At 28.0% G+C, this 24,247-nt stretch carries 27 protein-coding genes and 3 pseudogenes; 19 read left to right on the top strand and 11 right to left on the bottom strand.

All coding sequences use genetic code 4. From position 1 onward, the window contains the following. Positions 1-111: 111 nt before the first annotated feature. Positions 112-1,081 (bottom strand): annotated as a pseudogene (locus tag ACQH24_RS05795) (IS30 family transposase). Between the two features lie 132 nt (positions 1,082-1,213). On the opposite strand from ACQH24_RS05795, the gene ACQH24_RS05790 reads away from it, so the two are divergent. Together ACQH24_RS05790 and ACQH24_RS05785 are read left to right on the top strand one after the other, a co-directional pair. After that, positions 1,214-1,648, top strand: a complete 435-nt coding sequence (locus ACQH24_RS05790; RefSeq protein ID WP_425379605.1) for a transposase — start codon at positions 1,214-1,216, stop codon at positions 1,646-1,648. 9 nt (positions 1,649-1,657) lie between these two features. Further along, entirely contained in the window at positions 1,658-2,173 is a 516-nt protein-coding gene (locus ACQH24_RS05785; protein WP_425380701.1) for a transposase, read from the top strand. Between the two features lie 259 nt (positions 2,174-2,432). Here the strand turns inward: ACQH24_RS05785 and ACQH24_RS05780 are convergent. The 9 genes and pseudogenes from ACQH24_RS05780 to ACQH24_RS05740 form a co-directional block, all read right to left on the bottom strand. Further along, positions 2,433-4,590 (bottom strand): annotated as a pseudogene (locus ACQH24_RS05780) (spiroplasma phage ORF1-like family protein). Positions 4,591-4,599: 9 nt separating this feature from the next. After that, entirely contained in the window at positions 4,600-4,836 is a 237-nt protein-coding gene (locus ACQH24_RS05775; RefSeq protein ID WP_425379668.1) for a hypothetical protein, read from the bottom strand. Beyond that, a complete protein-coding gene (locus ACQH24_RS05770; protein ID WP_425379667.1) occupies positions 4,836-5,234 on the bottom strand; it encodes a hypothetical protein in 399 nt (132 codons plus the stop codon). The genes ACQH24_RS05775 and ACQH24_RS05770 overlap by 1 nt, the downstream gene beginning before the upstream one ends. Next, entirely contained in the window at positions 5,227-6,240 is a 1,014-nt protein-coding gene (locus tag ACQH24_RS05765; protein ID WP_425379666.1) for a hypothetical protein, read from the bottom strand. Before ACQH24_RS05765 ends, ACQH24_RS05770 begins: the two co-directional genes overlap by 8 nt. Positions 6,241-6,592: 352 nt before the next feature. Next, entirely contained in the window at positions 6,593-6,796 is a 204-nt protein-coding gene (locus ACQH24_RS05760; protein ID WP_425379665.1) for a DUF2649 family protein, read from the bottom strand. Positions 6,797-6,947: 151 nt separating this feature from the next. Further along, positions 6,948-7,388 carry a DUF3627 domain-containing protein gene (locus ACQH24_RS05755; protein ID WP_425379664.1) on the bottom strand — a complete coding sequence of 147 codons (441 nt, stop codon included), beginning with the start codon at positions 7,386-7,388 and terminating at the stop codon, positions 6,948-6,950. A gap of 328 nt (positions 7,389-7,716) precedes the next feature. Beyond that, positions 7,717-7,965: a hypothetical protein gene (locus tag ACQH24_RS05750; protein WP_425379663.1), complete on the bottom strand. Its 249-nt coding sequence runs from the start codon at positions 7,963-7,965 to the stop codon at positions 7,717-7,719. Further along, positions 7,965-8,114 carry a hypothetical protein gene (locus ACQH24_RS05745; RefSeq protein WP_004027793.1) on the bottom strand — a complete coding sequence of 50 codons (150 nt, stop codon included), beginning with the start codon at positions 8,112-8,114 and terminating at the stop codon, positions 7,965-7,967. The genes ACQH24_RS05750 and ACQH24_RS05745 overlap by 1 nt, the downstream gene beginning before the upstream one ends. Before the next feature lie 107 nt (positions 8,115-8,221). Beyond that, complete coding sequence (locus tag ACQH24_RS05740; protein ID WP_425380712.1) at positions 8,222-8,371, bottom strand: hypothetical protein; 150 nt, start codon at positions 8,369-8,371, stop codon at positions 8,222-8,224. A 111-nt stretch (positions 8,372-8,482) separates the two neighbouring features. Here ACQH24_RS05740 and ACQH24_RS05735 point away from each other — a divergent pair, with 111 nt between their 5' ends. The 17 genes and pseudogenes from ACQH24_RS05735 to ACQH24_RS05655 all read left to right on the top strand — a co-directional run bounded on the left by ACQH24_RS05735 (position 8,483) and on the right by ACQH24_RS05655 (position 23,257). Then, positions 8,483-9,283, top strand: a complete 801-nt coding sequence (locus ACQH24_RS05735; RefSeq protein ID WP_425379662.1) for a MurR/RpiR family transcriptional regulator — start codon at positions 8,483-8,485, stop codon at positions 9,281-9,283. Between the two features lie 86 nt (positions 9,284-9,369). Then, positions 9,370-9,675 (top strand): hypothetical protein, encoded by a 306-nt coding sequence (locus tag ACQH24_RS05730; protein ID WP_425379661.1) that lies wholly within the window; start codon positions 9,370-9,372, stop codon positions 9,673-9,675. 17 nt (positions 9,676-9,692) lie between these two features. Next, complete coding sequence (locus ACQH24_RS05725; protein WP_425379660.1) at positions 9,693-10,058, top strand: SFCGS family glycine-rich protein; 366 nt, start codon at positions 9,693-9,695, stop codon at positions 10,056-10,058. Beyond that, positions 10,051-10,392 carry a DUF4312 family protein gene (locus ACQH24_RS05720; RefSeq protein WP_425379659.1) on the top strand — a complete coding sequence of 114 codons (342 nt, stop codon included), beginning with the start codon at positions 10,051-10,053 and terminating at the stop codon, positions 10,390-10,392. The genes ACQH24_RS05725 and ACQH24_RS05720 overlap by 8 nt, the downstream gene beginning before the upstream one ends. A 3-nt stretch (positions 10,393-10,395) precedes the next feature. Next, complete coding sequence (locus ACQH24_RS05715) at positions 10,396-11,241, top strand: DUF4311 domain-containing protein (RefSeq protein ID WP_425379658.1); 846 nt, start codon at positions 10,396-10,398, stop codon at positions 11,239-11,241. Beyond that, the gene (locus ACQH24_RS05710; protein ID WP_425379657.1) at positions 11,241-11,624 is read left to right on the top strand and encodes a hypothetical protein; all 384 of its coding nucleotides are present in this window, start codon (positions 11,241-11,243) and stop codon (positions 11,622-11,624) included. The genes ACQH24_RS05715 and ACQH24_RS05710 overlap by 1 nt, the downstream gene beginning before the upstream one ends. 298 nt (positions 11,625-11,922) lie before the next feature. Beyond that, positions 11,923-12,906 carry a DUF4310 family protein gene (locus ACQH24_RS05705; protein ID WP_425379656.1) on the top strand — a complete coding sequence of 328 codons (984 nt, stop codon included), beginning with the start codon at positions 11,923-11,925 and terminating at the stop codon, positions 12,904-12,906. Between the two features lie 79 nt (positions 12,907-12,985). Next, positions 12,986-14,071 (top strand): amidohydrolase/deacetylase family metallohydrolase, encoded by a 1,086-nt coding sequence (locus tag ACQH24_RS05700; RefSeq protein ID WP_425379655.1) that lies wholly within the window; start codon positions 12,986-12,988, stop codon positions 14,069-14,071. 52 nt (positions 14,072-14,123) lie between these two features. Further along, positions 14,124-15,218, top strand: coding sequence for a PLP-dependent transferase (locus ACQH24_RS05695; protein ID WP_425379654.1), 1,095 nt, complete (start codon positions 14,124-14,126; stop codon positions 15,216-15,218). Beyond that, the gene (locus ACQH24_RS05690) at positions 15,179-15,712 is read left to right on the top strand and encodes a KDGP aldolase (protein WP_425379653.1); all 534 of its coding nucleotides are present in this window, start codon (positions 15,179-15,181) and stop codon (positions 15,710-15,712) included. The genes ACQH24_RS05695 and ACQH24_RS05690 overlap by 40 nt, the downstream gene beginning before the upstream one ends. Then, complete coding sequence (locus ACQH24_RS05685; protein WP_425379652.1) at positions 15,657-15,908, top strand: KDGP aldolase; 252 nt, start codon at positions 15,657-15,659, stop codon at positions 15,906-15,908. Before ACQH24_RS05690 ends, ACQH24_RS05685 begins: the two co-directional genes overlap by 56 nt. A 125-nt stretch (positions 15,909-16,033) precedes the next feature. Then, positions 16,034-16,237, top strand: a complete 204-nt coding sequence (locus tag ACQH24_RS05680; RefSeq protein WP_425379651.1) for a hypothetical protein — start codon at positions 16,034-16,036, stop codon at positions 16,235-16,237. A gap of 14 nt (positions 16,238-16,251) precedes the next feature. Further along, the gene (locus ACQH24_RS05675; protein WP_425379650.1) at positions 16,252-17,088 is read left to right on the top strand and encodes a MurR/RpiR family transcriptional regulator; all 837 of its coding nucleotides are present in this window, start codon (positions 16,252-16,254) and stop codon (positions 17,086-17,088) included. Between the two features lie 219 nt (positions 17,089-17,307). Beyond that, positions 17,308-18,084, top strand: a complete 777-nt coding sequence (locus ACQH24_RS05670; protein ID WP_425379649.1) for a hypothetical protein — start codon at positions 17,308-17,310, stop codon at positions 18,082-18,084. Positions 18,085-18,088: 4 nt separating this feature from the next. Further along, positions 18,089-18,943, top strand: coding sequence for a PTS transporter subunit EIIC (locus ACQH24_RS05665; RefSeq protein WP_425379648.1), 855 nt, complete (start codon positions 18,089-18,091; stop codon positions 18,941-18,943). Positions 18,944-18,971: 28 nt separating this feature from the next. Then, a pseudogene (gene murQ / locus ACQH24_RS05660) lies at positions 18,972-19,877 on the top strand (N-acetylmuramic acid 6-phosphate etherase). Between the two features lie 845 nt (positions 19,878-20,722). Continuing rightward, positions 20,723-23,257 carry a vitamin B12-dependent ribonucleotide reductase gene (locus tag ACQH24_RS05655; protein ID WP_425379647.1) on the top strand — a complete coding sequence of 845 codons (2,535 nt, stop codon included), beginning with the start codon at positions 20,723-20,725 and terminating at the stop codon, positions 23,255-23,257. 325 nt (positions 23,258-23,582) lie between these two features. On the opposite strand, the gene ACQH24_RS05650 is transcribed toward ACQH24_RS05655, so the two are convergent. Continuing rightward, entirely contained in the window at positions 23,583-24,227 is a 645-nt protein-coding gene (locus tag ACQH24_RS05650; RefSeq protein ID WP_425379646.1) for a hypothetical protein, read from the bottom strand. Positions 24,228-24,247: the final 20 nt, after the last annotated feature.

Here is a 24,247-nt window from a genome sequence, read left to right as displayed (position 1 = left end):
AAAAAATCAATTATAAACTCTGAAAAATTAAAATATTTATAATTTTTATTTTATTTTAAGCACACTTAGACATACTAAAAAATAATTTATTAAGTTAAGTAATAAATTTATTTAAAAATTCTGTAAAAATACTTCTTTTGCTGTTTTTCAATTTAAAATAGGCCTTAATTTTTCATTTATAACATTAACTACTCAATCTATTTTTTGCTGATTAACATTTTTGAAATCAGTTCCCTTAGGAAATCATTGTCTAAATTCTGAATTCATATATTCAATTAATGGTTTTTGTTGTGGTTTACAGGGATCACAAAAATAAACTTGTGTCTCAGCAAATATTTCTAATTCCCTTCATTTACTAAATTCTTTTCCTCTATCAGTTATTATTCCTTTAATTTTCCCAAATAAATTATTATTTATAACAATGTTTTTAAACTTATCTACAATTTCACTAGAAGTATGATTTTTTTAATTTCATTACAAAATAATTTTTACTTAATTTTTCCACTAAAACTAAACAACTAGATTGATGTTCTTTTCCAACTACTGTATCCATTTCAAATCAACCAATACCATTGTCTTTATTCTTAATATCTCATATTGATTTAAAATTAATTAATTTACCACGATTATCAAATTTTCCTTTTGTTTTATATTTTTTACCACGATGACGTAAATTCTGTTTTAAGAAACCATTAAAACCCAAATAAATTCATTTATACAATGTTTTAACACAAACAGGAAATTTAATACCAAACTTTATAAAATAACGAAGAATGAGTTGTGATGGAGAATCACGATAAATATTAAATCTTATATTAATAAAATTTAATTGTTCTTCTGTAAACTTATATCTTTTATTATTCTTTTTTCTTTTCTCAGAATAAATTTTATCTGACTTATAAGCACTATATTCATTAATAGTTTTAAAACGCTTAATTTCTCGTGAAATAGTACTACGATGTCTATTCAAATATTTAGCAATTGCAGAAATATTGGGTTCACCATTCTTTTTTAAAAACATTTTTGATAATAATAATTGCTCTAATTTAACCTTATCGATAAAACTTAAATGACTATACATGATATTTATATACCTTTCATTAATTTATAAATTTAATATTAAAATTATTCTTTAATTTTGTCGAAAACTCTTGATATTTATAGAATATATCTAATTTTAGGTATATTTTTAATATATAGAGGTAAATAATTGATGGAAAAAATAATTACAGAATTAAAAAACAGTTTTACAGATGATCAATTTTTAGAATTTGCTGAAAAAATAAAAAAAGAAGCAGAAGTAATCAAAAAACAAAAACGTTTAAATGAAATTGATCAAAAATTTAGAGATAAAGGCATTATATGTCCTGATTGTAAATCTTATCATTGTGTTAAAAATGGTCATAATCCCGAAGGAAAACAAAAATATTTATGTAAAAAATGTCGTGCTAGTTTTGATGCTTTTCGTCATCATTTTACTTATTGAAGTCATTTAAATTATGAACAGTGAAATTTATTAATTCAAATTTCATTATTAGGACAATCTAGTAAAATAATTTCCCGTTTTATTAAAACAACACCAAAAACTGCTTGATATAATCGTCAAAAATTAATGCAATCAAAACAATTAGAAAATACTCAATTATAATTTAAAAAATTAAATGGTCAAATCCAAATTGATGAAACTTTTATTAAAGAAATCCATAAAGGTAATTTTAAAGATAAATTTGATAAACGAAAAACTCATCTTGATCCATTTTCAACTAATACCAAATGCTGTATTCAAATGGTAGTTGATAGCAATAATAATATTTTTGTTCAATCCACCAATACCAAACGATTACAAAAACAATGAATTATTGAAAATATGAATAAGCAATTAATTAAAGAAAAATCAATAATTATTTCTGACATGCAACCATTATATTTATTAGTAGCAAAACAAACAAATTCTACTCTATATTCTACCAAAACTAGTACAAACCCTGATACTAGTTATCGAAAGTTAAATAAGATTAGTAAATTACAATCGAGTCTTAAAGAAGCCTTAATTCATTATCATGGTTTGGGTTTCACTAATATTCAAAATTATTTAAATCTATGAAAATGAAAATACCAACATAAAGGTTTAACACCAAAACAACAATCAACGGTATTATATTTTAATGTTTAAAAAATTTAAAGCAAAATCATGATCTTAAACAAAATTATTTTTCAAATTGTCATATTGATGATTTTTTTATTTCATCAAGAGTTTTCGACAAAATTAAAGAAAAGAAATAGAAAAACTAGAAGAAGAATATGATAATATTAATAAAAGGTATGATATAGCAAAAAAAGAATTAGATTTAGCAGCAGCTGAATATAATACTATATCAGAAAAGTATGAAGAAACACTAGAATAATTAAAATAAGCACTAATAAGTCCTTTTTTATATTAATCGAACAAATTTCATAAAAATAATTAATAGTAATATATTTGTTATTGTGCTATATAATGCTGGACTAAATTTTCACACTTCAAATGTCTGATTAAAAAAACTATATATTGTTTGAAAAATCTTTCCAACACCACTTGCTAATTCATTTACTTGTTTTACACCTGGAATATTATTTACAATTCAAATTGCAGCATTTCGAATATGACACGCTAAATTATATCAACTACAACTTTCATATTGTGCTTGTCATCATTGACCATCAGGAAATAATCCTCCATCATTTATCTCTTGTCAATTATAAATTCCAAAATTAAAATCATAATAACGATACATATCATTCTCTTTTTGTGCTTGTAATTCAAAAACATTATAACCAATTTTTTGTTCTTCAATTTTCTTGTATTTTAAACCATATTTATCTTTTAAAGAGCCTTCAAAAACATAACCCTCATTTTGATTAATATTATAATTATTAGCAACTGAAAAATCATAATTAAATACATTACCATAATTTGTATTATAAAACCGATTTTTAAATGCTGAATACAATTGAATATCTAATTGATTATATTTATCTGAAAAATAAAAATAACGTGGATAAATTTTAAAACCATTATTAACTAACAAACCATATTTTTTGTTATATCCTTGTACATAAGTTTTATTTTCTAAATCAAAAATGGTTCGTAAATAATCTTTATAAAAGTTTTGCGAAACTGTAAACATACTATTTAATAATTTTTCAAATTGACTTTTATTAGTATTATTTCCATTAATTAAAACATCTCTAAAATTAACTAATTTTAAACCAAAAAAGTTAATTAAAACAGTACTATATTGTAAATTATCAATATAACCACTTTCAATAAAATTACTGCGATTTTGAAAAACAGGTACCAAAGCGTGAGCAAAAAAGGCTTTTAAAAACTTATTAATATCAATTTGGCCTTTCATTTGTTCAAAAATATATTTGCCAGTATTAGGAGTATTATGTTGATTATAATTATAAGTTTCAGCACTAAAATTAAATTTATTTTCTTTATCTTTCATAAAAGAAAATAAAAAACCTAAATCATCAGTATATCGATAACTATTTGAATTATTACCATCCCAATATTGTTTAAGATGTGTTAATTCTAAACTACCAGCAATAATATTTTTGTTTTGATCAATTGTTAAAATCATACGATAAATTGATTTTCTCGTTAAAATAACATCAGGTTTTCAGTCTAATTTTTCCATATTATTAACAATTTCAAAATCAAAGATTATTCTTTGACTCCCTAAATTTAGATCATCATAATCAGGGTTACCACCTTGCTGTATTCTAATATTTTCTTGCACAATAATATCTAAATATTTATTTAAAAAATCTTTAATTTTATTTTGATTATCAATATTTCATTCTATAATCTTACCGGTATTTTTATCGATATTAGGAATTTGCGGGTCACCACTGCCATCTCAACGATAGATTGCTTTATATTTATATAAACCTCAATCACTTTGACCATCAATTCCTTTTCAACTTATAATATGAACATTAGGTTTATTCCCAAAAATTCCAATATAAGTTTTACCGGTATTTCCTTCCCCAGTAGTATCAGTAATTAACTTTCAATTATTTTCAATTAAATTAATTGATTGTAAATCGTTTATATTTTCTTTTAATTTATTTAATATTGTTGTTAAATTGTATTTATTTACAAATGAATAAGAAAAATTAGTTAATTCTTTTAAAAATTGTTTTTTATCAATATTATAAAACTTATCAATATTATATTGTTTAACATAACTATCTCAATTTTTATATAAATCCATAAATTCATTACTGGGTTTATCAAATGAAATTCCCGTTGAATAACTATCCTTTAAAAAATCTAAATATCACTTGTCATTATAAGTTAATGATTGTGATGTTTTCAAAGTTGGATTAATAAAATAATTAGTTTCGGACCAATTTTCAAAAAAAACTACTGCGTAAAAACATTGTATTAATAAAATCAGTTTCATTCATTCCTGTTGTTTGTTGATTAGAAATATAATTTTGCTGATTTAACGGTTTAAATGCAGCTAAAGTAATAAAAGGAATAATTAAACCTAAAAGTCATAAAATTCCTATTGAAAATAAAGAAAATAATTTTTTCATAAATAACTCCTAACTATATAACGTTTTTGAAACAATAAACCCAACAATATATAAACTTGATACTGTAAGCATTAAAGGATGACTAAACAAAATTGCCATTTTTCCAAACAATGAAAGTAAAAAAGTGTCTGAATTATATAAATCCATAATAATATTTTTTGCTGATGTTAACTGATTTATTATAACGGTAATAAAACCGGTGCCAAAAATAGCAATTGCAGCAACTAATAAAACTAATCTAATCATTACTTATGAACCCTCCTATATCCTTGTTCTCTTGTTTTTGCTTGTTTTGCTAAACTCGATAACTGTTGTTTATTCCGATTAATCTTAAACTGTTTACGCTCTTTAATATGTTTTTGCATACCTTGTTTAGTATCTGAAACTCCACGAGCAGTCGCAGAATAAATATTTGATACACCCGTTTGTACTGTTGACCCTAATTCGTTGTACTGAGTTCTTGTACCGTGAATTGCATAAATCGATAACTTAACAACCATAAAAAAGATAATAAAATAAGCAATTGTTGTATTTGTCATCGGTAATTTTGTATTTCAAATTACATCAAAAATAAACAAAAATACATCAAAAATAAAACTAAAAATCTTATCTCAATTACTACTTTCTGATAATAAATTAATCATCTTTACCACTTCCTTTTTCTTTTTTAGGTTTTAAATTCTTTTTCAAAATATCAATATCAAACAATTCTAACCGCTCTTTAACACTCAATTTAGTAATTTCTGACCAATAGTATTCTTTGTTATTAATTATTTCATCATTTTTTAAATCACGCACAAACTTTAATCATTGACTATCATATTTCTGTGCAAATTCTAACGGAATAATTATTTTAAAAAACCGAATACCTAATCCAACATCTGACTTATGTTTTGCTCTTTTACCTTCAGCTGTTCTTTCTACTGATTTTGTTTTTCAAATTTCATAATCCGTAATATCTTGAAAAATACCAATTCGCATAATAAAAAAACGATTAAAAAAATTAAATCCTTTTTTAGCAATCGGTTTTTTCAATGAAATAGGAATAATAATACCACTTGCTAATTGGCGGATATTATTTCAAATCATACCCTCACGCTGTGCTGTAAACAAAGCACGATTACCAAAATGTCTTGCTAAAACAATTCACGGAATTTTACCACTATGAATTTTTTTCTCATCGTGAGGACTAGTTCCATCAATATATAAATAACTTTCATCAAATAAAATAACACTTTCATCGGGAGGAACCGGTTTTGTTCTATCTGTAAAATCTAAATTTTTAAATGTTAAAACCTTAACTTTATCATCTTCTAACGGGTAATTACTATAAATCTTATCTGTTAATAGTTTCATAGTTTGTGATAAATAAGTTAAAAGTAAAGTTTTTCCCGTTCCTAATTTACCAATAATAACTGATAACGGATTATCTCAAACAAAATTTACTAACCGAAAAGCATTTAACTGATAAAATATGTTTTTTCATACTCATCACACAAAATAAACACACTGCAAAGCAAACAATAATGAGAATACTAAACCAGTATAATTTAATGAAATTATCCAAAGTAATAAATCAATTAAACTAAACAAAATCATTGAACCGCTAATATAACAATAATTTTTTAAAAAAAATACAAACTTTTTCATTTTACCTCCAATAGTTATTTATAATTAAACTAGTATTATTATGGTTTTCTCTCCCCACAAATCAAAAAGGAGAGTGATAAAAATTAAGAAAATTTTAAAAATAATTTCAATATTATTGCCTATCAATTGGAATTATAAACGTTTTAATTAATCCTATCGGAAAATTAATTACTACAATTAATTTTATAAAATGAATATTTAAGAATATTAGTCAAATAAATACAAAAAAATATTTTTTACAACATTATTTATATTAATAATTACTGCATTCATAATGAAAATATATATTATATTCAAAAAAAGATTTTAAAATTTTGTGGGGAGAGAAAACCATAATAATAACAAAATTTAATTATTTAAAACAACTAAGTATTTTGAAAACCATTCACAATAAAAACCAAGTTAAAAATAAAATAACAATTCAAATGCCAATCATAAGAGTTAAATATTCATTTTGAGTCAAAGTTCAAGTTGTAATACTTTCAACGTTAGATTTATCAATAAATAAAAAGATATGAATAAAAAACTCTTTTAATTTTTCTCAATCATTTTGCATATTTAAAAACTCCACATTTTTTGAATAAGTTTAAAAAACACTCCAAAAAATAAAACAATAAATAATATAAATGATATGACATATAAAAACTCAGGGGCATTTGAACCAATAATATAAATAAAAATTGGACTCAATAATCATATAAACTCATTTAATTTAAACTTTCTAAATCATTAATTAATTCTTGCTCTTTTTCAACACTTCAATTTGTTAAATTATTATTGTTATTATTTGCTTTTACTTTTTTAGGTTCATTTGAAAATAATGATTTGTGCATACTGTTAAAATAATTTTGTTTATATTGACTATACAAATTAATTAATTCTGTTCCAGTTAAATATTTTCAAATATGGCGTTTTAAATTTTCATCATATTTTACAATAGGATAAGAATTATCATAAATCAAACCAATAGCTACTTGATCAGAATGTTTTTCACTCGGATAAATAAACTTATTACTTAATCAAAAACCAATATGTTTATTATGATTAGGCAAATTTATAAAACTTGCTTTATCTGTTTGAAAAACTATGAATTCTTTACGAATAAAATAATTCTCTATATTTTGATTTTTCTTAACAAAACTACTCAATTTTTTCAACTCCTTCATAACAATTTAAACAATAAAATTCATCAAATCGTAATCTTTTCATATCATTAAAACAAGTTTCACATTTATATTCAAAATAATTAATCATTACTTATCATCTCCTAACTAAATGTTTGTTTAATAAACAATGTTATATTTAATGTTTAATAATGTTTATTTATTGTAAATAAACACTGTTAATTAACATTGTTAAATATGCAAAATAGTAAAAATTGGCACACTGAAAAATACTCTATTAAGTTTAAAATAATAGTTATATAAAATAAATTAATAAAATATAAATAAACTAGTGTGCCTTAGTTTATTAATACTAAAATCCTTTAACCATAACACGGAAAAAGTTTAATATCTTAACAATAACAAAAATACCAAATGGAATCAAAATAATTCACGCATCACCTAAAAAAGTCATTAATTGTGGTAATACAGCATAAATTGCTTCTTTAACTTTCATCATTGCTTGTCCTAAACCATTTCAAATAAAACCCATTCCATCTGAAATAGTAGGAGTATCTGCAGCTAAAAAATTAAACGCTGTTGTTAAATACATACCTAACATTATTTTTTATCCTCCTTGTTTTCAATTTCTTTTTTATCTTTTTTCTTACCTCGAATTTGGCGAATTTTTTGATAAATTGACAACCCAATTCAAGCAAAAATACCTAATATAATAACAACGCTAAATATTGTCGTTAATCAAACTGGCATAACTTATTCCTCCTAAAAATCTAATTTTCGCGGCACGCTTCGCGTGTTCGCTACGCTCAAAATAAACTATATTGAATAAATTACCGCTAATAAATTACGCGGATAATTTATTCATCTTCTTTTTCATTATTAATTACAATATTATTTACCGTATTAATAACATTATCTTTTCCATACTTAATTACTAAGGACCACAAAATAAAATAATGTTTCTTTTCAATAACAAATCAACCCCTTTCTGAGTTGATTTGTTGCACTTCACTTACACGATGCCTTATATTAAATAATTTTAGTAGAATAATATTAATTAGGAGGCCATAAATAACAATTATTTTAATGTTCAATTAAAACAGGAGTAAAGATCATTTATGCTTTGAAATGAATTATTTTTTAAATTAGAAAATTTAAAAAATAATAATCATAAATTTAGCCATATTAGCATTTTTATTTTAAAAAATTTAGAAAATATTGATAAATATACAATTTATCAATTAGCATTTGCGACATATTCTTCACCAGCTTCCGTTACAAGAATGTGCCAAGAAATTGGATTAAGAGGCTACAAGGAATTAATTAAGATTCTTACATCTATTTATCAAAAACCAGCGTTAAAAGAAGATACATTAGCTAATAATTTATTAAGAAAGATTAAGTTTAATTTAGATGAAACAGCAAGCTTATTACAGTCAGAAGTTATTAATAATTTTGTTGAGCAAATAAAACAAAATAAAAAACTATTTTTATACGCCTATGGCGAATCTGGATTATGATTAGAAAGTTTTTATTCACGTTTGTTACGAATTGGTATTAATGCTTTTTTAGATCGTGATCATGAAAATGTACGCGTTTCTTCGCAAATTATTGATTCTGATACAATTATTTTAGTTTTATCATTATCGGGAGAGACAAAGTCTGTTTTAGAATTGGTCAAACAAGCTCGTAAAAAAGGGGTTCTTATTTTTAGCATTACAAAATACCTACAAAATCCTTTAAAAAAAATTTGTGATTATCATCTTGCCCTAAGTTATAATCCAAATGAAAATCAATTAATTACTAAATTCGGACGTTACTCAATGCTATATATATTAGATTTAATTTATGAAGAAATTATTGAGTCAGATAAAACGCGTTATCTTAATATTTTAGAAAATACCTTTATTAAAAAATAAAGTTTCAATTTGTAAAATTAAAATTGAAACTTTTTTATTTTAGTTTAATTATACAATGGTGCTAAAGGATAGAAAGGAAGTGAAAAATGGTTGATAATAAGATTGCTAAAATCAAAATTAAAATGGTGACAAATAATTACCATTTTAATTTTCGAGAAGATAAATATCAAGTTTTTGAAAATCATATGTTAGCTTTTTTAGAACGTTATTATCAGCAAGAGAAATTATCGTTTGAATTAACTGATAATTTATATCAGCAAATTAATATTGACTTTATTAATCAAGCAGAAGATTATTTGAAAATATTGTTAAAAGAGTTGGGAGAAGTTAACGAACCGAAGATTAATCAAAAAGAAATTTTCTTAGTTGCAACTCATTTTGCAAATTATTAAAAAGGAGGGATTTATGTATGACAAAACCACTAGTTGTTATTGGACATCGAATGGGACAAGGTAATAAAGTTAAAACGGGGGTTGAGAAGGCGGGAGGAATAGCAATTGTTATTGAAGGAATGCTCGCGGATATGAAGTTAGGACAGATAATGGATGAAAATAATGCTGATTTAGGAATTAGTTTTTGTGGTTCAGGTGGTGCTGGGGCACTTACCGCTGCTAATGAATTTGGTTATCCGGCAGTTGACCATTTGCGAAGTATTAATGAAGGTATTACTGCAATTAAAAATGGTAAACAAGTATTAGGATTTGGTTTTATGGATACTGAAGATTTAGGGGTCCAATTAACAAAAGCATGATTAGAGGTCCATCGTGATGAATAAAATAACGAAAGAAAATTCCGAAAAACAGCATCTTAACATACAATCCAACGAGCAATCAATTTTAAAAATTGAAGAAGCTGAAATTATTTTTACAGGCAAAGGAAATAATATGCGAGAAGCATATGGTATGGCTTTTGAAGAAATGAAAAAACAAGCGTATAAAAAATTTAATAATTTTATTATTCATTTAGAACCATTGAATGTGATTAGTATCGCTGATGATACTTATCTTAATTCAAAACGATTACTAGGATTATTTTTACCATATAAAAAAATTAAGTATTATCTTAAATTAAAAATTATTGTTCGTGCAAAGTACATTGAAATTGTTTAAGTAATGAGTATTATTGTTGCAATTATTATTTCGATAATAATTGGTGCTTTAGTAGGATTAGCAATTGGAATTGGTACAGCACGAATGTTTCATGCGCCCGAAAAACAAGCATTAGGAGCATTTTGAACATTGGGTGAAATTAATGCTTGTAATGGTGATCCTGTTTCGCATTTTGCTTTTGGGTTAGGTTTTTTCTTTAATTCAACTGCTTCCGCGATTGGAACAGGAGCTTTAACACAAGATGTAATTCATCGGATTATTCCTAACTGGGGAATTGGTCTTGCTAAAATATGCACCCGTAAAAAAGATACTTTTCAAGTAATGCGCTCACCATTAATGGTGGGATTAGGTTCAATGGTTATTGGTATTATTGTAATGCCGCTAATGATTACAATTTATAATTATATTCCGAAGCAGTTATCATCAATTGCTAGTGGTATTTTAACCCCCGCCGCAAATTATTTATTTAATTATATTATGCCAGTATTATTCTTAATTGCGGCATTAGATACTGGCAAGAAAATTGGATTAGCAGCAATTCTGTTCGCAGTTTTATCTCAATTTATTTCTGGAAATGCGATTCCAGGAATTGTTTTAGGAATTTTGGTTGGGTCATCATGAGAACAAAAAGGATTATGATCATTTCAATTTTGAATCTTATTTATTTTAGCGCTTGTTTTGTTTATTTTAATTGCCTACTTTCGTAAAATCACATGAGATGATTTTATTCATTTGAAAAATGCCCAAGCCTTATTTTATAGTATTAGCCGTGATTTAGAAGGGGTGACGCATTTCAATGTTGATTACAATATTTTATTTTATCCAGGTGTTATACAAGAGGTGCTATAATGATCAATACATCAGAGTTTAAAAGGGATAAACAAAATGAAAAAATTACTCGATTATTAGCAAATTATGAAAGTAATATTATACAATTGCAAGCAAAGTTAAAACAAGATTTAAAAGTTAATGAACGTTTTAAAATTAGAAAATTAATTAAAACAAAACAAACAAAAGAACGAAAATTAAAAAATAATATTTTGTATAAAGTTGAAATTTTAAAAACAGAATATAATTCTTATGATATTTCAATTAACAATGCTGAAAAGAATAAAACAAAAGTTGAAAATCACTTAAATAAGGTATTGGCAAAATGCCAAAAATTGGAACCTGTCTATCGTAGATCCCAAGCTGATTTTTTGATTTATCGTCAGCAAAAAAAAGAACATTAAAAAAAATTATCAATATGTTCGCCAATATAATAAGATAACCAAAAAAATTGAAAAAAAAGAAATTTGAGTTACTCATTATCAGACAAAAATTAATCAAAATCAAGTTCTGTATGATGAAATCAAATTAGAATATGATACTTTCCTTAATGAAGATGTTAACCCACTTACTATTGAATTTAAAAACTTAATTGCTAAAGCCACGGTTGAAAATGATGATACAACCTTAACAGCAATTGAATTAGAGCAAGCGAAAAATAGCACTTATAACCAAAAAATCATTAACAAGTTATTATTAAAAATGAAAAATCTAGAAAATAATAGTACTTTGTATCAAAAAAAGATTGTGGCTTTAAATTCTGAAATAAGTAGTAATCAGCAATTTTTAGAAAAAATTAAAGATGTCAAGCAAGAAACATTAGCAAAAGTTGAAAATTATCAAACAAATAAAAAGACACGATTTGATTATAAAAAATTAAATTGAGAGTATAAAAAAATAAAAGTTTTACATCAAAGAGTAATTAAAAATTATCACCAAAAAATATTTGAACAAGAATTAATTAAAGCAAAAATTAACCTTTTGGCAGCTCATCTTAAGTTGACCTTTGAACAAATTGCCGATCGAGAATCAAAGATTTTGCGTATTTTTAATCGAGTCGAACGGATTTTATTAAAAGACTGATTTTTTATTGTTATTTGTGCAATGTTAAGTGCCGGTGTTGTTTTAGCAACATATTTATTTATTGCCCAAGGTATTGGGGCATTAAATGAGATCTTTGTAGTTGCAATGTTAAAAGATGGGCTTGATACGGGTGATTATACGGCAGCAATGGGTTTTGCTGTTGGATTCCTAATTGCTCGTGTGTTGGAAGGACCATTAGATGGGATTTTAGATGTCGGAGGCTCAATTTTAACAGGTGTTGGGATTGGGGTACCTGCTGTTTTTCTATCTTCCCAGAAACTAGCTTTTGTAATGTATAACCCATTATTAGCAGCATTACTTGGGGCAGGATTAGGACTAATAATTGGATTGATTATTTTTATAATTAGAATATTAAAACCAAAAGGAGCCGCGGGATTAGGAACCGATATTATGATTGGCGCTGGGAATGCAACCGGAAAATTTTTAGGACCATTAGTGATTTTTTCGGCCGCAACATTTAATCCAATTGCAGGTCTTGGTGCTGGCATTGGAGCAGGTATTTTTATGTGAATTAAAAAACCATTGGTTGGGGGAGCAATTCTTGGAGCAATGATTTTAGGGATTATTCCAGCTTTTATTTAATAGATAATGAGGTGAAATTATTAAGTACTTATTTTATAATGTTTTAAATATATATGAGCAAAGAATTTATCTTACTTGTGTGGAAGGTAAAATTACTGCTGTAGATGAAATTGCTAATTTAGATTTTAATCAATTTCAAGATTATCAACAATATGATTTCCATAATGAATGTTATGTTAGTCCGGGTTGAATTGATATTCACACTCATTGTTATGAAAAACATTCATTATATACTGACCATCCTGACAATATTGGGGTAAAACAAGGGGTAACAACATTAATTGATGCTGGCAGTTGTGGCGCTAACGATATTGAAGATTTTTATCAATTGGCCCAAACTTATCAAACGAATGTTTATAGTTTAATTAATGTTGCCAAAATTGGAATTCCTTTTCAAGGAGAATTACTTGATCAAACAAACTTGCATTTATCATTAGTAATTGCAAAGTTACAGTTATATCCTGATTTTATTTTGGGAATTAAGATCAGAATGTCACACAGTGTCGTTGGCAATAATGGTTTGTGAGCTTTGCAACAAATTGCTGCTTATCAGCAAGCCAATAAGGTTCCAATGATGGTTCATATTGGTAATGCTCCCCCTGATATTGCTACAATTCTTAGGATTACTGGCCACCAAGTTATTATTTCCCATGCTTATCATGGTAAGAAAAACCGCATTTTTAATTCTTCAAAAGATCTGTTAAAAATGCTCCTTTTAGCCCAAAACCGCGGACTAAAATTAGATGTTGGTCATGGGAGTGAAAGTTTTAGTTTTAATACTTTCACCACGGCAATTGCCCAAGGTTTTGTTCCCGATTTTATTAGTAGTGACCTTTATGAACGAAATCGGGTGCAAGGACCAGTTTATTCATTAAGTTATGTTTTAAGTAAAATGCTATCATTCGGGTTACCATTAGCAAGTATTTTTGATAAAGTTACAAGTATTCCGGCGAATTTCTTTAAATTAAAACAAATTGGCAAATTAGCGCAAGATTATGTTGCTGATTTAACTTTCTTTCAAGTTAAACCGACTAATATTACTGTTATTGATAATAACATTGAAAAAAACACAAGAAATTTATCAATGATGATTGAACCACAAATGTGTTTTACAAAAAATAAATTAATTGATTTAAGGAGAATAAACAATGAAAATGCCAAGTAAAAATATTTATCAACAATTAGGTTAAAAAAAAATTATTAATGCGGCCGGAAAAATGTCCATTATTGGTGTTTCAACAATTTCTGATTCAGTTGGAGCAGCAATTGTTAATGCTGGACAAGAATATGTTGTTATTAATGATTTATTACAAGCAGCTAGTAAATATTTAGCCACTTTGTTGCATGTTGAAGATGTTCATATTGTGAATTGTGCCGCGGGAGCAATTGCCCAAGCAGTGGCCGGCGTTATTGCTAAAGATAATTATTTATTACAAATGAATATTACTAAAAATATTTTGTTACCAAACGAAATAATTTTACCAAAAGGGCATAATGTTAATTTTGGTGGGACAATTGAAACAATGATTAATCTTGGCGGTGGTATTGTACAAGAAGCAGGGTATGCTAATCTTTGTTCACAAGCAGATCTTAAAGCTCATATTAATGACCGCACTGCTGCCATTTTATATGTTAAATCCCACCATAGTGTTCAAAAATCAATGTTATCAATCCCAGAAGCAATTGCGGTGGCAAAAGCAGCACAAGTTCCTATTATTATCAATTGTGCTGCCGAAGCGGATCTCCAAAAGTATTATCAGATGGGGGCTGACATAATTATTTATAGTGGTTCAAAAGCAATTTGTGGACCAACTAGTGGTTTGATTTTAGGGAAAAAAAGATATCTTGATTTTATTCGTGCTCAGAGTAAGGGAATTGGTCGGGCAATGAAAATTGGAAAAGAAAACATTGCCGGAATTATTGTGGCGGTGGAAGAATATTTAAGTAATATTGTTGATAAAAATCAGCACTTAAAGTTATTAAATACTTTACAACAGAAAGTAAGTGATATTCCAGGGATAATAGCAAAATTGGAACCCGATGAGGGTGGCCGAGAATTATTACGATTAAAATTAACAATTGATCCAGAAATAACAAAGTATCCAGCGATTGCAGTGGTTAATTTTTTTGAACAATATAATCCCCAAATCATTACCCGTAATAATTTTGTTAATAAAAATATTATTTATTTTGACCCCGCGCTTTGAATTATTCCGATTTGGAAATTATTTCAGATGCAATTCATAGTTTTAACAATAAAGGAGGGAATTAGATGCTATTTATTAAAAATCGTGTTTGTATTAATGTTCTAGCAAAAGACATTAAAAATGCTCAGGCAATTAATCAAATTAGTGCTGGTCATGCATTAATTGGCGTTTTAGCAAAAGATTTTACGACCCCACAATTAGCAATTAATTATTTAAAAGAATTTCAAAGAAATGTTGGTGATGTTGTTAGTGTTGGGTTAGGAGGTGGTGATCCGCATCAATGTTATCATGTCGCAGCGATTGCGAGGGAAATTAATCCCCGACATGTTAATCAAGTTTTTCCCGTTGTTGGTTATACCCGTGGGAAAATTGAGCGAGAAGATTGTATTATTAATTGTTTAATTTCACCAACAGGTCAACCAGGGTTAGTTAAAATTTCAACGGGCCCAAGCAGTAGCAATGAAATAGGGGCCATTGTTCCAGTACGAACTGCTCTTATTATGGCACAAGAAATGAAAGCAACATCAATTAAATTTTTTTCCAATGGCCGGTTTAAAACATCGGGATGAATATCAAATTGTTGCGGCAGAATGTGTTAAAACAGGGCTGTGATTAGAACCCACAGGGGGCATTACCTTAGAAAATTATCAAACTATTTTACAAATTGCTTTGCGAGCAAATGTTAAGAAAATCATTTCACATATTTATTCTTCAATTATTGGCCAAGATGGGGTTACTAAAGTTGAGGATGTTAAAAAAATAATTATTTTAACAAATGAATTATTAAATACTTAATTAGTAATCTTATGATTACTTTTTTTATTAGTAAGATAGTTTTTTGCAAAAAAGATAAAATAATGTATAGTTAAAAGCAGATAATATTTTAGAAAATATAATTTATCTTTTGATGAGGGGCTCAAATGTTTAATTTTACAACAAAGCAAAAATGAATTATTAACGGGGGATTGTTAGGATTTACCTTAATTGCATTAATTGGATTATTGCTTTATTTTTTAAAAGTATTAATTGCCGCGATTGTTTTATTATCAACAGCCGGAATTGGTTTTTTTGTGATTATGATCATTTGATTTGTTTTTGAAAGATATAATAAGAAAAAAGGTTAAGGGGAAAGCTAATAATGACCGAAAATGAAGTAATTCGTAAAATTAAAACAATAAGTCTTGATACTGATCATCGCTTTTCTTTTATTGCAAAATATATTTTGCAAAATTTAATAATTGCTCCAGAAATCACTATTAAAGAAATGGCAGAGTATACCTACACATCTGTTGCTACAATTAATCGATTTACAAAATTTTTAGATTTATATGGGTATAAAGAATTAATTCATATTGTTAAATATTTTAACCATAATCTTGTTGGTGAAGAAAGTATCATGATTGATAAAAGTAACAATGCTTTAATTTTTAATACTTATCATAATATTATTCGTAGTTTGCATGAAACTTTTCGATTAGGTTTAGTCCAAAAAGAAACAATTGAACGAGTAATAACTAACTTAAAAACTGCGCGCCGTATTGTTGTTTTTGCTATTGGGGGCACATATAATGTGGCGAAAGATTTTCAAGAAAAACTTCTTCGAATTGGATTTAATATTATTGCTGTGAATGATTTTCACAATGGTTATTTTTTAGCTCAGCAATTGAATCCTGAGGATTTAGCATTTTTTGTTTCATATTCAGGTGAAACGTTAGACTTAATTAAATTAGCAAAAATTTGTCAACAAAATCAAACGCCAATTGTTGTTGTTTGTCGGCAAGCAAATAACACATTATCTAATTTAGCGAATTATGAAATTACAATTAGTAGTAATGAATCAATTGAAAGATTAATTTCAACAACCAGTCGTTTTGCCCTGTTATTTGGATTAGATATGATCTATTTTTCGTTGTTGGCAACTGATTTAGAACATTATCGTCTTGTCTTAGAGCAAACGCTTGTTCCTAAATTTTAAAATTTACAAATTTTGAGATTAAATTACAGATCATTAGTTTTATCTTGTAATTATGTTGCTTTCTTTTATGATATAAATGTGTATCAAAGTAATCAAAATGTTTTAAAAAGAAAGAGAGTAAATTAGCATGGCAAAAGATCCGAAAAAAAAACAGCGAAAGATATTGCTGATATTGTTAAAACTGATAATGTTCTTTCATATACAAATTGTTTAACAAGATTGCGCCTTAATTTAAAACCAGGGGCCAATGTGGATGTTGAAAAGTTAAAAGCAACTGACAATGTGTTAGGAATTTTAACACCTTCTGCAACTGAATTACAAATTGTCTTAGGACCAGGATTTGTAGCGAATGTTACACAAGCATTTGGGAAATTAGTAAATACTGATAAAACAACTTATTATGGGAATGATAGTTCTGATCAGTTTGTAACCGCAGCTGAAGCAGCTCAAACAATTAAAGGCGAGATGAAAGCAAAACAAAATTGGATACAAACTTTTTTTACTAAATTTTCAAAAATCTTTTCACCAATGATTATTGGTTTCATTGGGGCTGGGATTTTATCAGGAATTGCATGAATTATGCAATCTGCATATGGTGGAACAATGGACACAAGTCACGCGCCAGCGGCGGCAGTATCCTGATTTAATGCCCTAAATTTGATTTTAAATATTTGAAAAAATGCTTTCATTGTTATTGTTGGATGAAGAACTTGTGAGGTGTGAGGGGGCAGTGGTGTATTGGGAGCAATGACTGCCGCAATTTATTCCCCAGTATTTGCAAGTAGTGTCTTACCAATGTTAGTTGTTGGTGATGGCAACTCAGTTAATTATTTAGGAATTAATATTACTAATCCATTAACAAATTGATTAACAGTTGGATTTCGACCTGAATTAGTGGGGCCTGATAAATTAGAATTTGTTTATCCATCTGGGAATATTTTAGGGGCATTATTAACAGCGACAGCAGCGTTATGAATGGAACGGCGGTGTTCGTAAGTTTATGCCAGGAGTATTAGATACAATTGGAACACCAACTTTAGTATTATTTGGGTTATTATTATTAAATATCTTTTTATTAATTCCCATTTCAGGATATTTATATGAAGCAGTGGCCTGATTCTTTGCACATTTATATACTAATTCGTTCGGAGCCTTTGTTTTAGCAACCATTTTCTTAATGGCGGTTGCCTTTGGTGTTCACCAAGGTTTTGCTCCAATTTATGGCATCTTAATTAAAGAAACTGGGGTTAATGGGTTATTTCCAATCCTAGGAATGGCGGGAATGGCCCAAGTTGGAACAGGGATTGCCTTATGAATTATGGCTACAAAAGGTAGTTTATTGCGACGTCAAATTCAAGGGGCTTTAATTCCGGCAATTTTTGGAATTGGGGAACCCATGATTTATGGGGTAACTTTACCACGGATTCGACCTTTTGTAACAGCATCAATTGGTGCTGGTTTCGGTGGATTCTTTATTGGTGCTGTTTATATGTGAGGACATGTTACTTTTGGATTAAATGCAATGTTTGGTCCATCCGGAATTTTAGCAACTTTTATGATGACAACTAATACGGGTAATATTCCGTTAGCTGTTGGAATTTACTTAGTTGGATGTGTTATTTCAGTTGCTGCGGGCTGGTTTATTACAATGTTTGGTTATTCACGAATTGTTAAAACCGGTGGCAAAGATATGAAAGAGTTGTATCGTAAAGATAGTAAATATAAAGTATATCAAAAAATTTTATGAACATTAGCCTTTATAACTATTATTGGAATTTTTATTTATTGAACAGTTGTTTATTATCAGTTGCCAAAAGCAGAACGAGTTAAACTAGCGCATGTTAGAGTCGAATAAAATAATTATTTAAAGGAGAAATATTATGATAGAAAAAATTGATTTGTCAAAAATTGACACTGAACAACGAAATACAAATAGTATGAAGCTTGATCAAACTGATACAATGGGGATTTTAAAAATTATCAATGATGAAGATGCTAAAATTGCCTAAGCAGTACAAGCAAAATTACCAATTATTACAAAAGTAATTGATTTAATTTTTGATCGTTTTAAGCAAGGGGGACGACTAATTTACATGGGGGCTGGAACATCGGGTCGTCTTGGAATTCTTGATGCTTCAGAAATGTTACCAACGTATGGTCTTCAAGCTGATCAAATTATTGGAATTATGGCTGGTGGGGATAGGGCGATTCGAACCCCAGCCGAAGGAGCCGAAGATGATTGTGATTTAAGTGTAAATGATTTAGAAACACTACAGTTACAACCATTAGATACTGTAATTGGGATTGGAGCATCAGGACGGACACCATATGTTTTAGCGGGATTAACCTATGCTAAATCAATTGGGGCCTTAGCTGTTGGTTTGTGTATGACAAAAAATTCGGAAATGTTAACAGTTGCCGATGAAGTAATTGCGATTGAAACAGGGGCCGAAGTTGTTACTGGAAGTACAAGAATGAAAGCAGGAACAGCAACAAAATTAGTATCTAATATGATTTCAACCACTTTAATGGTTAAATGAGGAAAAGTATATCAGAACTTAATGATTGATTTAATTGCTACTAATGAAAAATTAAAAGTTCGTACCGCCCAAATTGTTAAAACACTAACAAATGCTAGTGATGATGGTATTTCGGCAACTTTAAAGGCAGCAAATTATGCTTGTAAAAATGCAATTATTATGATTTTAAAAAATGTTTCTTATGATGAGAGTATAGCATTATTAGCAGAACATGATAATTTAGTAACAAAGATAATTAATGATAAATAAGCCATATCTTTGAACATCTTAATTTTTTGAGATGTTTTTTTATTTGTTGAAGGAGAGGTGAAAAATATTAAGAATTTAAAAAAATGACAATTGAAGGGATTTAAAATCATTAATTAGATATGATTCCGAGGTAGATTTATCGGTTGTTAACAATTAAAAAACTTAACAAGTTGTAATCATAATTACAATTAGAATGATATCGTTATTTTAGGGTTGAAAATTGTATTATTAATGATACAATAATTATTGATTCTGACTTAAAGTTCTTAGTAGAAATTAATAACAGTCCAGAATTGACAATTAGATTAGACAATAATAATTTATCAAAATAAATTACAACATTATTAAAAAACAAGGTTTATTATATTCAAAGGGCTGTTAATCTGCAAGTTTTGTGATCTGGCGAAAGTCGAGGGTTAAATAATAATAATGCGCCACATTAAAGCAGGGGATAATCATCATCTGATTGCTCTTAGGTACAGTCTTTAATTAATAGCTATTTTTTTACCAACACTATAATGGCTAAATTTATTTAACAGAAACAAAATTTTATTTAATTCAAAAACAAATTTTAAAACAAATTTGCAAGCAGGGGAGATTTTAATTGATGTATTAGTCCCCGCCCCGTGATATAAATTAAATTTATTTAAGATAGAAAGAGACAAAACAACTTATTGTTGGCGTCTTTTTTTTTCCACAAAATAAACTGATTTTAAGAGTTTTTTTCAAAATTAGGTTTAAATTGCATTGTTTCTGGTCAGGACCTTAATTTAATAATAAAGTTTGGTATACTTATTTTATGTCTATGACAAGAGGAATGGAATGAATAAGGAGGAAGAAACAAGATGTACTCAAAAGAATTAATTAATAGTTTAAATAAGGATATTAGAGAACATTTTCCCCATTTGAAAGAAATTGAAGAAGATTATAAAATGGTTTTTGATGGAGTTTCAAGAATGGTTGTGCTTGATCGTTATGCACAAAAAGATAATGAATTAAAAACATTGAAAGCTAATGACTTAGTATTAACAGTAATTAAAGATGATGGTTGATTCCCTAGTCGAGGAATTGGGAATGTTGTTGCTGTTGATCGAAAACATGATACTGTTGATATTAAAATTGAAGATGATTATGCCCATAGTATTGATCCCGATTTATTAATTAATAACTCAAATAATATAATTAGAAAAAACTTACATATGGTTGAAAAACCGTTAGAAATATTTTATGAGCAAATTGCTTGAAGGGTTGGGAATGCACTTAGCAAAAATGAGCAAAAACATGATTTTTATCGTGATCAGTTTTTTAATGAATTAAAAAATTTAAATATTATACCAGCTGGCCGCGTATTATATGGCGCTGGTAGCAATAGTGATGTTACCTTTTTTAATTGTTTTGTAATGCCATTCGTTAAAGATTCACGCGAAGGGATTTCAATTCATCGAAAAGAGGTTATGGAGATTATGTCGCATGGTGGAGGGGTTGGAACCAATGGTTCAACCTTACGTCCCCGTGGAACAGTTGCTAAAAGTGTCGGTGGTCGCTCATCAGGAGCTGTCTCATGATTAAATGATTTATCAACTTTGACACATTTAGTTGAACAAGGAGGCTCACGTCGTGGTGCCCAAATGATTATGATGGCGGATTGACATCCAGATTTAATTGAGTTTATTATTTCCAAAATGCAAAACTCAAAAATTCTGCGATGATTAAAAGAAAATTCAAAAGATAAATTAATTCGGGATGAAGCAAGTCGGAAAATTAAATTTGTACCATTGTCGGACTTAGACCGTAATCTTTATGAATATGCTTTAAATAATGAAACTGCAATTGGTAATGATCGTGTTATTAATGAAGCACGAATTAAGTTAGAAGAAGGTGGGACTTGAGAAGTTAATAATCCAGCCTTTTTATCGGGAGCAAATATTTCCGTAACTTTAACGCATAAATTTATGAAAGCAGTGGAAGCTGATGCTGAATGGGAATTACAATTTCCGGACTTAGATAATTATACTAAAGCAGAAAAAGCTTTTTATGATGAAAAATGATCGGAAATTGGGGATATTAATGAATGAAAAGCAATGGGATATAAAGTTAAAACATATTATCGTATGCGTGCGCGTGATTTATGAGATTTAATTAATTTCTGTGGTAATTATTCCGCTGAACCAGGGATTTTCTTCTTAGATGCGGCGAATGATATGACAAATGCTAAAGCATATGGAATGAAAGTTGTTGCAACAAATCCTTGTGGGGAACAACCCTTAGCACCTTATTCGGTTTGTAATTTAGCGGCCATTAATTTAGCTAATTTTGTTGACAAAGCAACAAAAGAAATTTTATATGATAAGTTAAAAGCAACAGTTCAAACTTGCGTGCGAATGCAAGATGATGTAATTGATGCAACACCATATTTCTTAGATGCTAACCAAAAACAAGCGTTAGGGGAACGAAGAGTTGGATTAGGAGTAATGGGATTACATGACTTGTTAATTTTCCATGGTGTTCGTTATGGGAGCAAAGTCGGAAATGAAATTGTTGATAAGATTTTTGAATTAATTGCGATAGAAGCTTATCGTACATCAATTAAATTAGCACAAGAAAAAGGTTCTTTCCCATTCTTATCATCGCGAGAAAAATTTATTGAAACAGGATATATGAAAAAAATGCCAGAAGATATTCGACAAGACATTTTAAAATATGGGATTCGTAATTCACACTTATTAACGATTGCCCCAACTGGCTCAACAGGAACAATGGTTGGTGTTTCAACAGGATTAGAACCATATTTTGGGTTCAAATTCTATCGTTCGGGACGATTAGGGAAAAACATTGAAGTTAATGCTAAAATTGTGGATGAATGATTAAAATATAATCCCGAATATACAGTTGAAACTTTACCAGATATTTTTGTTGCGGCAATGGATTTAGCTCCCGAAGATCATGCTGATACACAATGTATTATTCAACGGTGAGTTGACTCATCAATTTCAAAAACTGTTAATGCTCCGCGGGGTTATTCAGTAAAAGATGTTGAAAAAATATATACGCGATTGTATAAAGGTGGCGCTAAAGGTGGAACTGTTTATGTTGATGGTTCACGTGATTCACAAGTCTTATCATTAACAACAGATGAAAACCATCCTGCCTTAGAACAATTAAACTTAGATGATTTAGGAGTTGAAGTTGATAACCGTCCTAATAAGAAATTAACAGAAGATGTTAAAACTGTTGGTAAATTTCGGGGGATTAATCAAGACCGTAATATTGGTGCCGAAGTAGGAAACGTTTGTCCAATTTGTAAAGAAGGGACAATGATTGATGCTGGTGGCTGTGTTACATGTAATAATTGTAATGTTCAATTGAAATGTGGTTTATAATATTAAAAAAAGCAATTATCATTGCTTTTTTAATTTATAATAAAATATTTTTTTATTAGAAATAATATTTTATTTCTTACAAAAAAAGAGTATAGTATATATAGTAATTATAAATTTATTTTAAAAAGAGATAAGCTGCGTAGTTTAATAGGGTATCTTTTTTAATTAAAATTCTATGTTATTAATCAGTAAAGATGAAAAAGTTATATATTAATGTAATAATTGTTTACTACTTGTTGATTATTTTAAATAAAAATAAGTTAATATCAACCAGTTAGATTTAAAATAAATTTGTAATTATTACCCAATAATGAAAAAATACCAGTTATTCCGCTGGTATTTTTTCATTATTAGTTTCCCCTTGTGATTTTGAAACTTCTTGGGAGTTATTTTTTTGAATGTATTTAACAAATTTTTTATTAAATAAGTACGGTCATTTTGGATATAACGTTTGCATTAATTTATAAATAATTGGATATATTATGGCACAAATAACGGCATTCCCGGTGCCATGAATGGCATCAAAGACAAGACCATTAATTCAATATGCTAAGCCAACATTTGGCCCGTACAAGACAGCCGTTTGAATCGCATATAATGATCCAAATAAATAACCCATTAAACCACAAATAATAATCATCATTCATCATCACCAGTAAACAAATTGTTTACAAAGGAGCATAATTACGCCGTATAAGTTAAAAATAATAAAGTACATAATGCTTCAGTCGGCAACACCAAAGTAAACCATATTTAATGCACAATAAACGTTAATAATCCCAAAGCCGACTTCAATTGTAAAGAATATGATACTAAACATTAAGATGAAAGTAACAAATTCAATGTTTGGTAAAAAAGCAAAGGCAATTTTTAAGGCTAATGTTAAACCACTAAATAAAGCAATTACGGTCATTTTTAAGGTTACTTTTAGGGTTGAGGGTCAAATATCGTCCTTTTTTATTTGTTTCATCGTTACTTACTCGTTTCTAG

The sequence above is a fragment of the Spiroplasma endosymbiont of Stenodema calcarata genome, from assembly GCF_964031205.1.
Classification (GTDB): Bacteria; Bacillota_I; Bacilli_A; order Mycoplasmatales; family Mycoplasmataceae; genus Spiroplasma.
The sequence above is the reverse complement of the archived record's forward strand: the minus strand, read 5'-3'. Positions and strand labels throughout refer to the sequence as shown.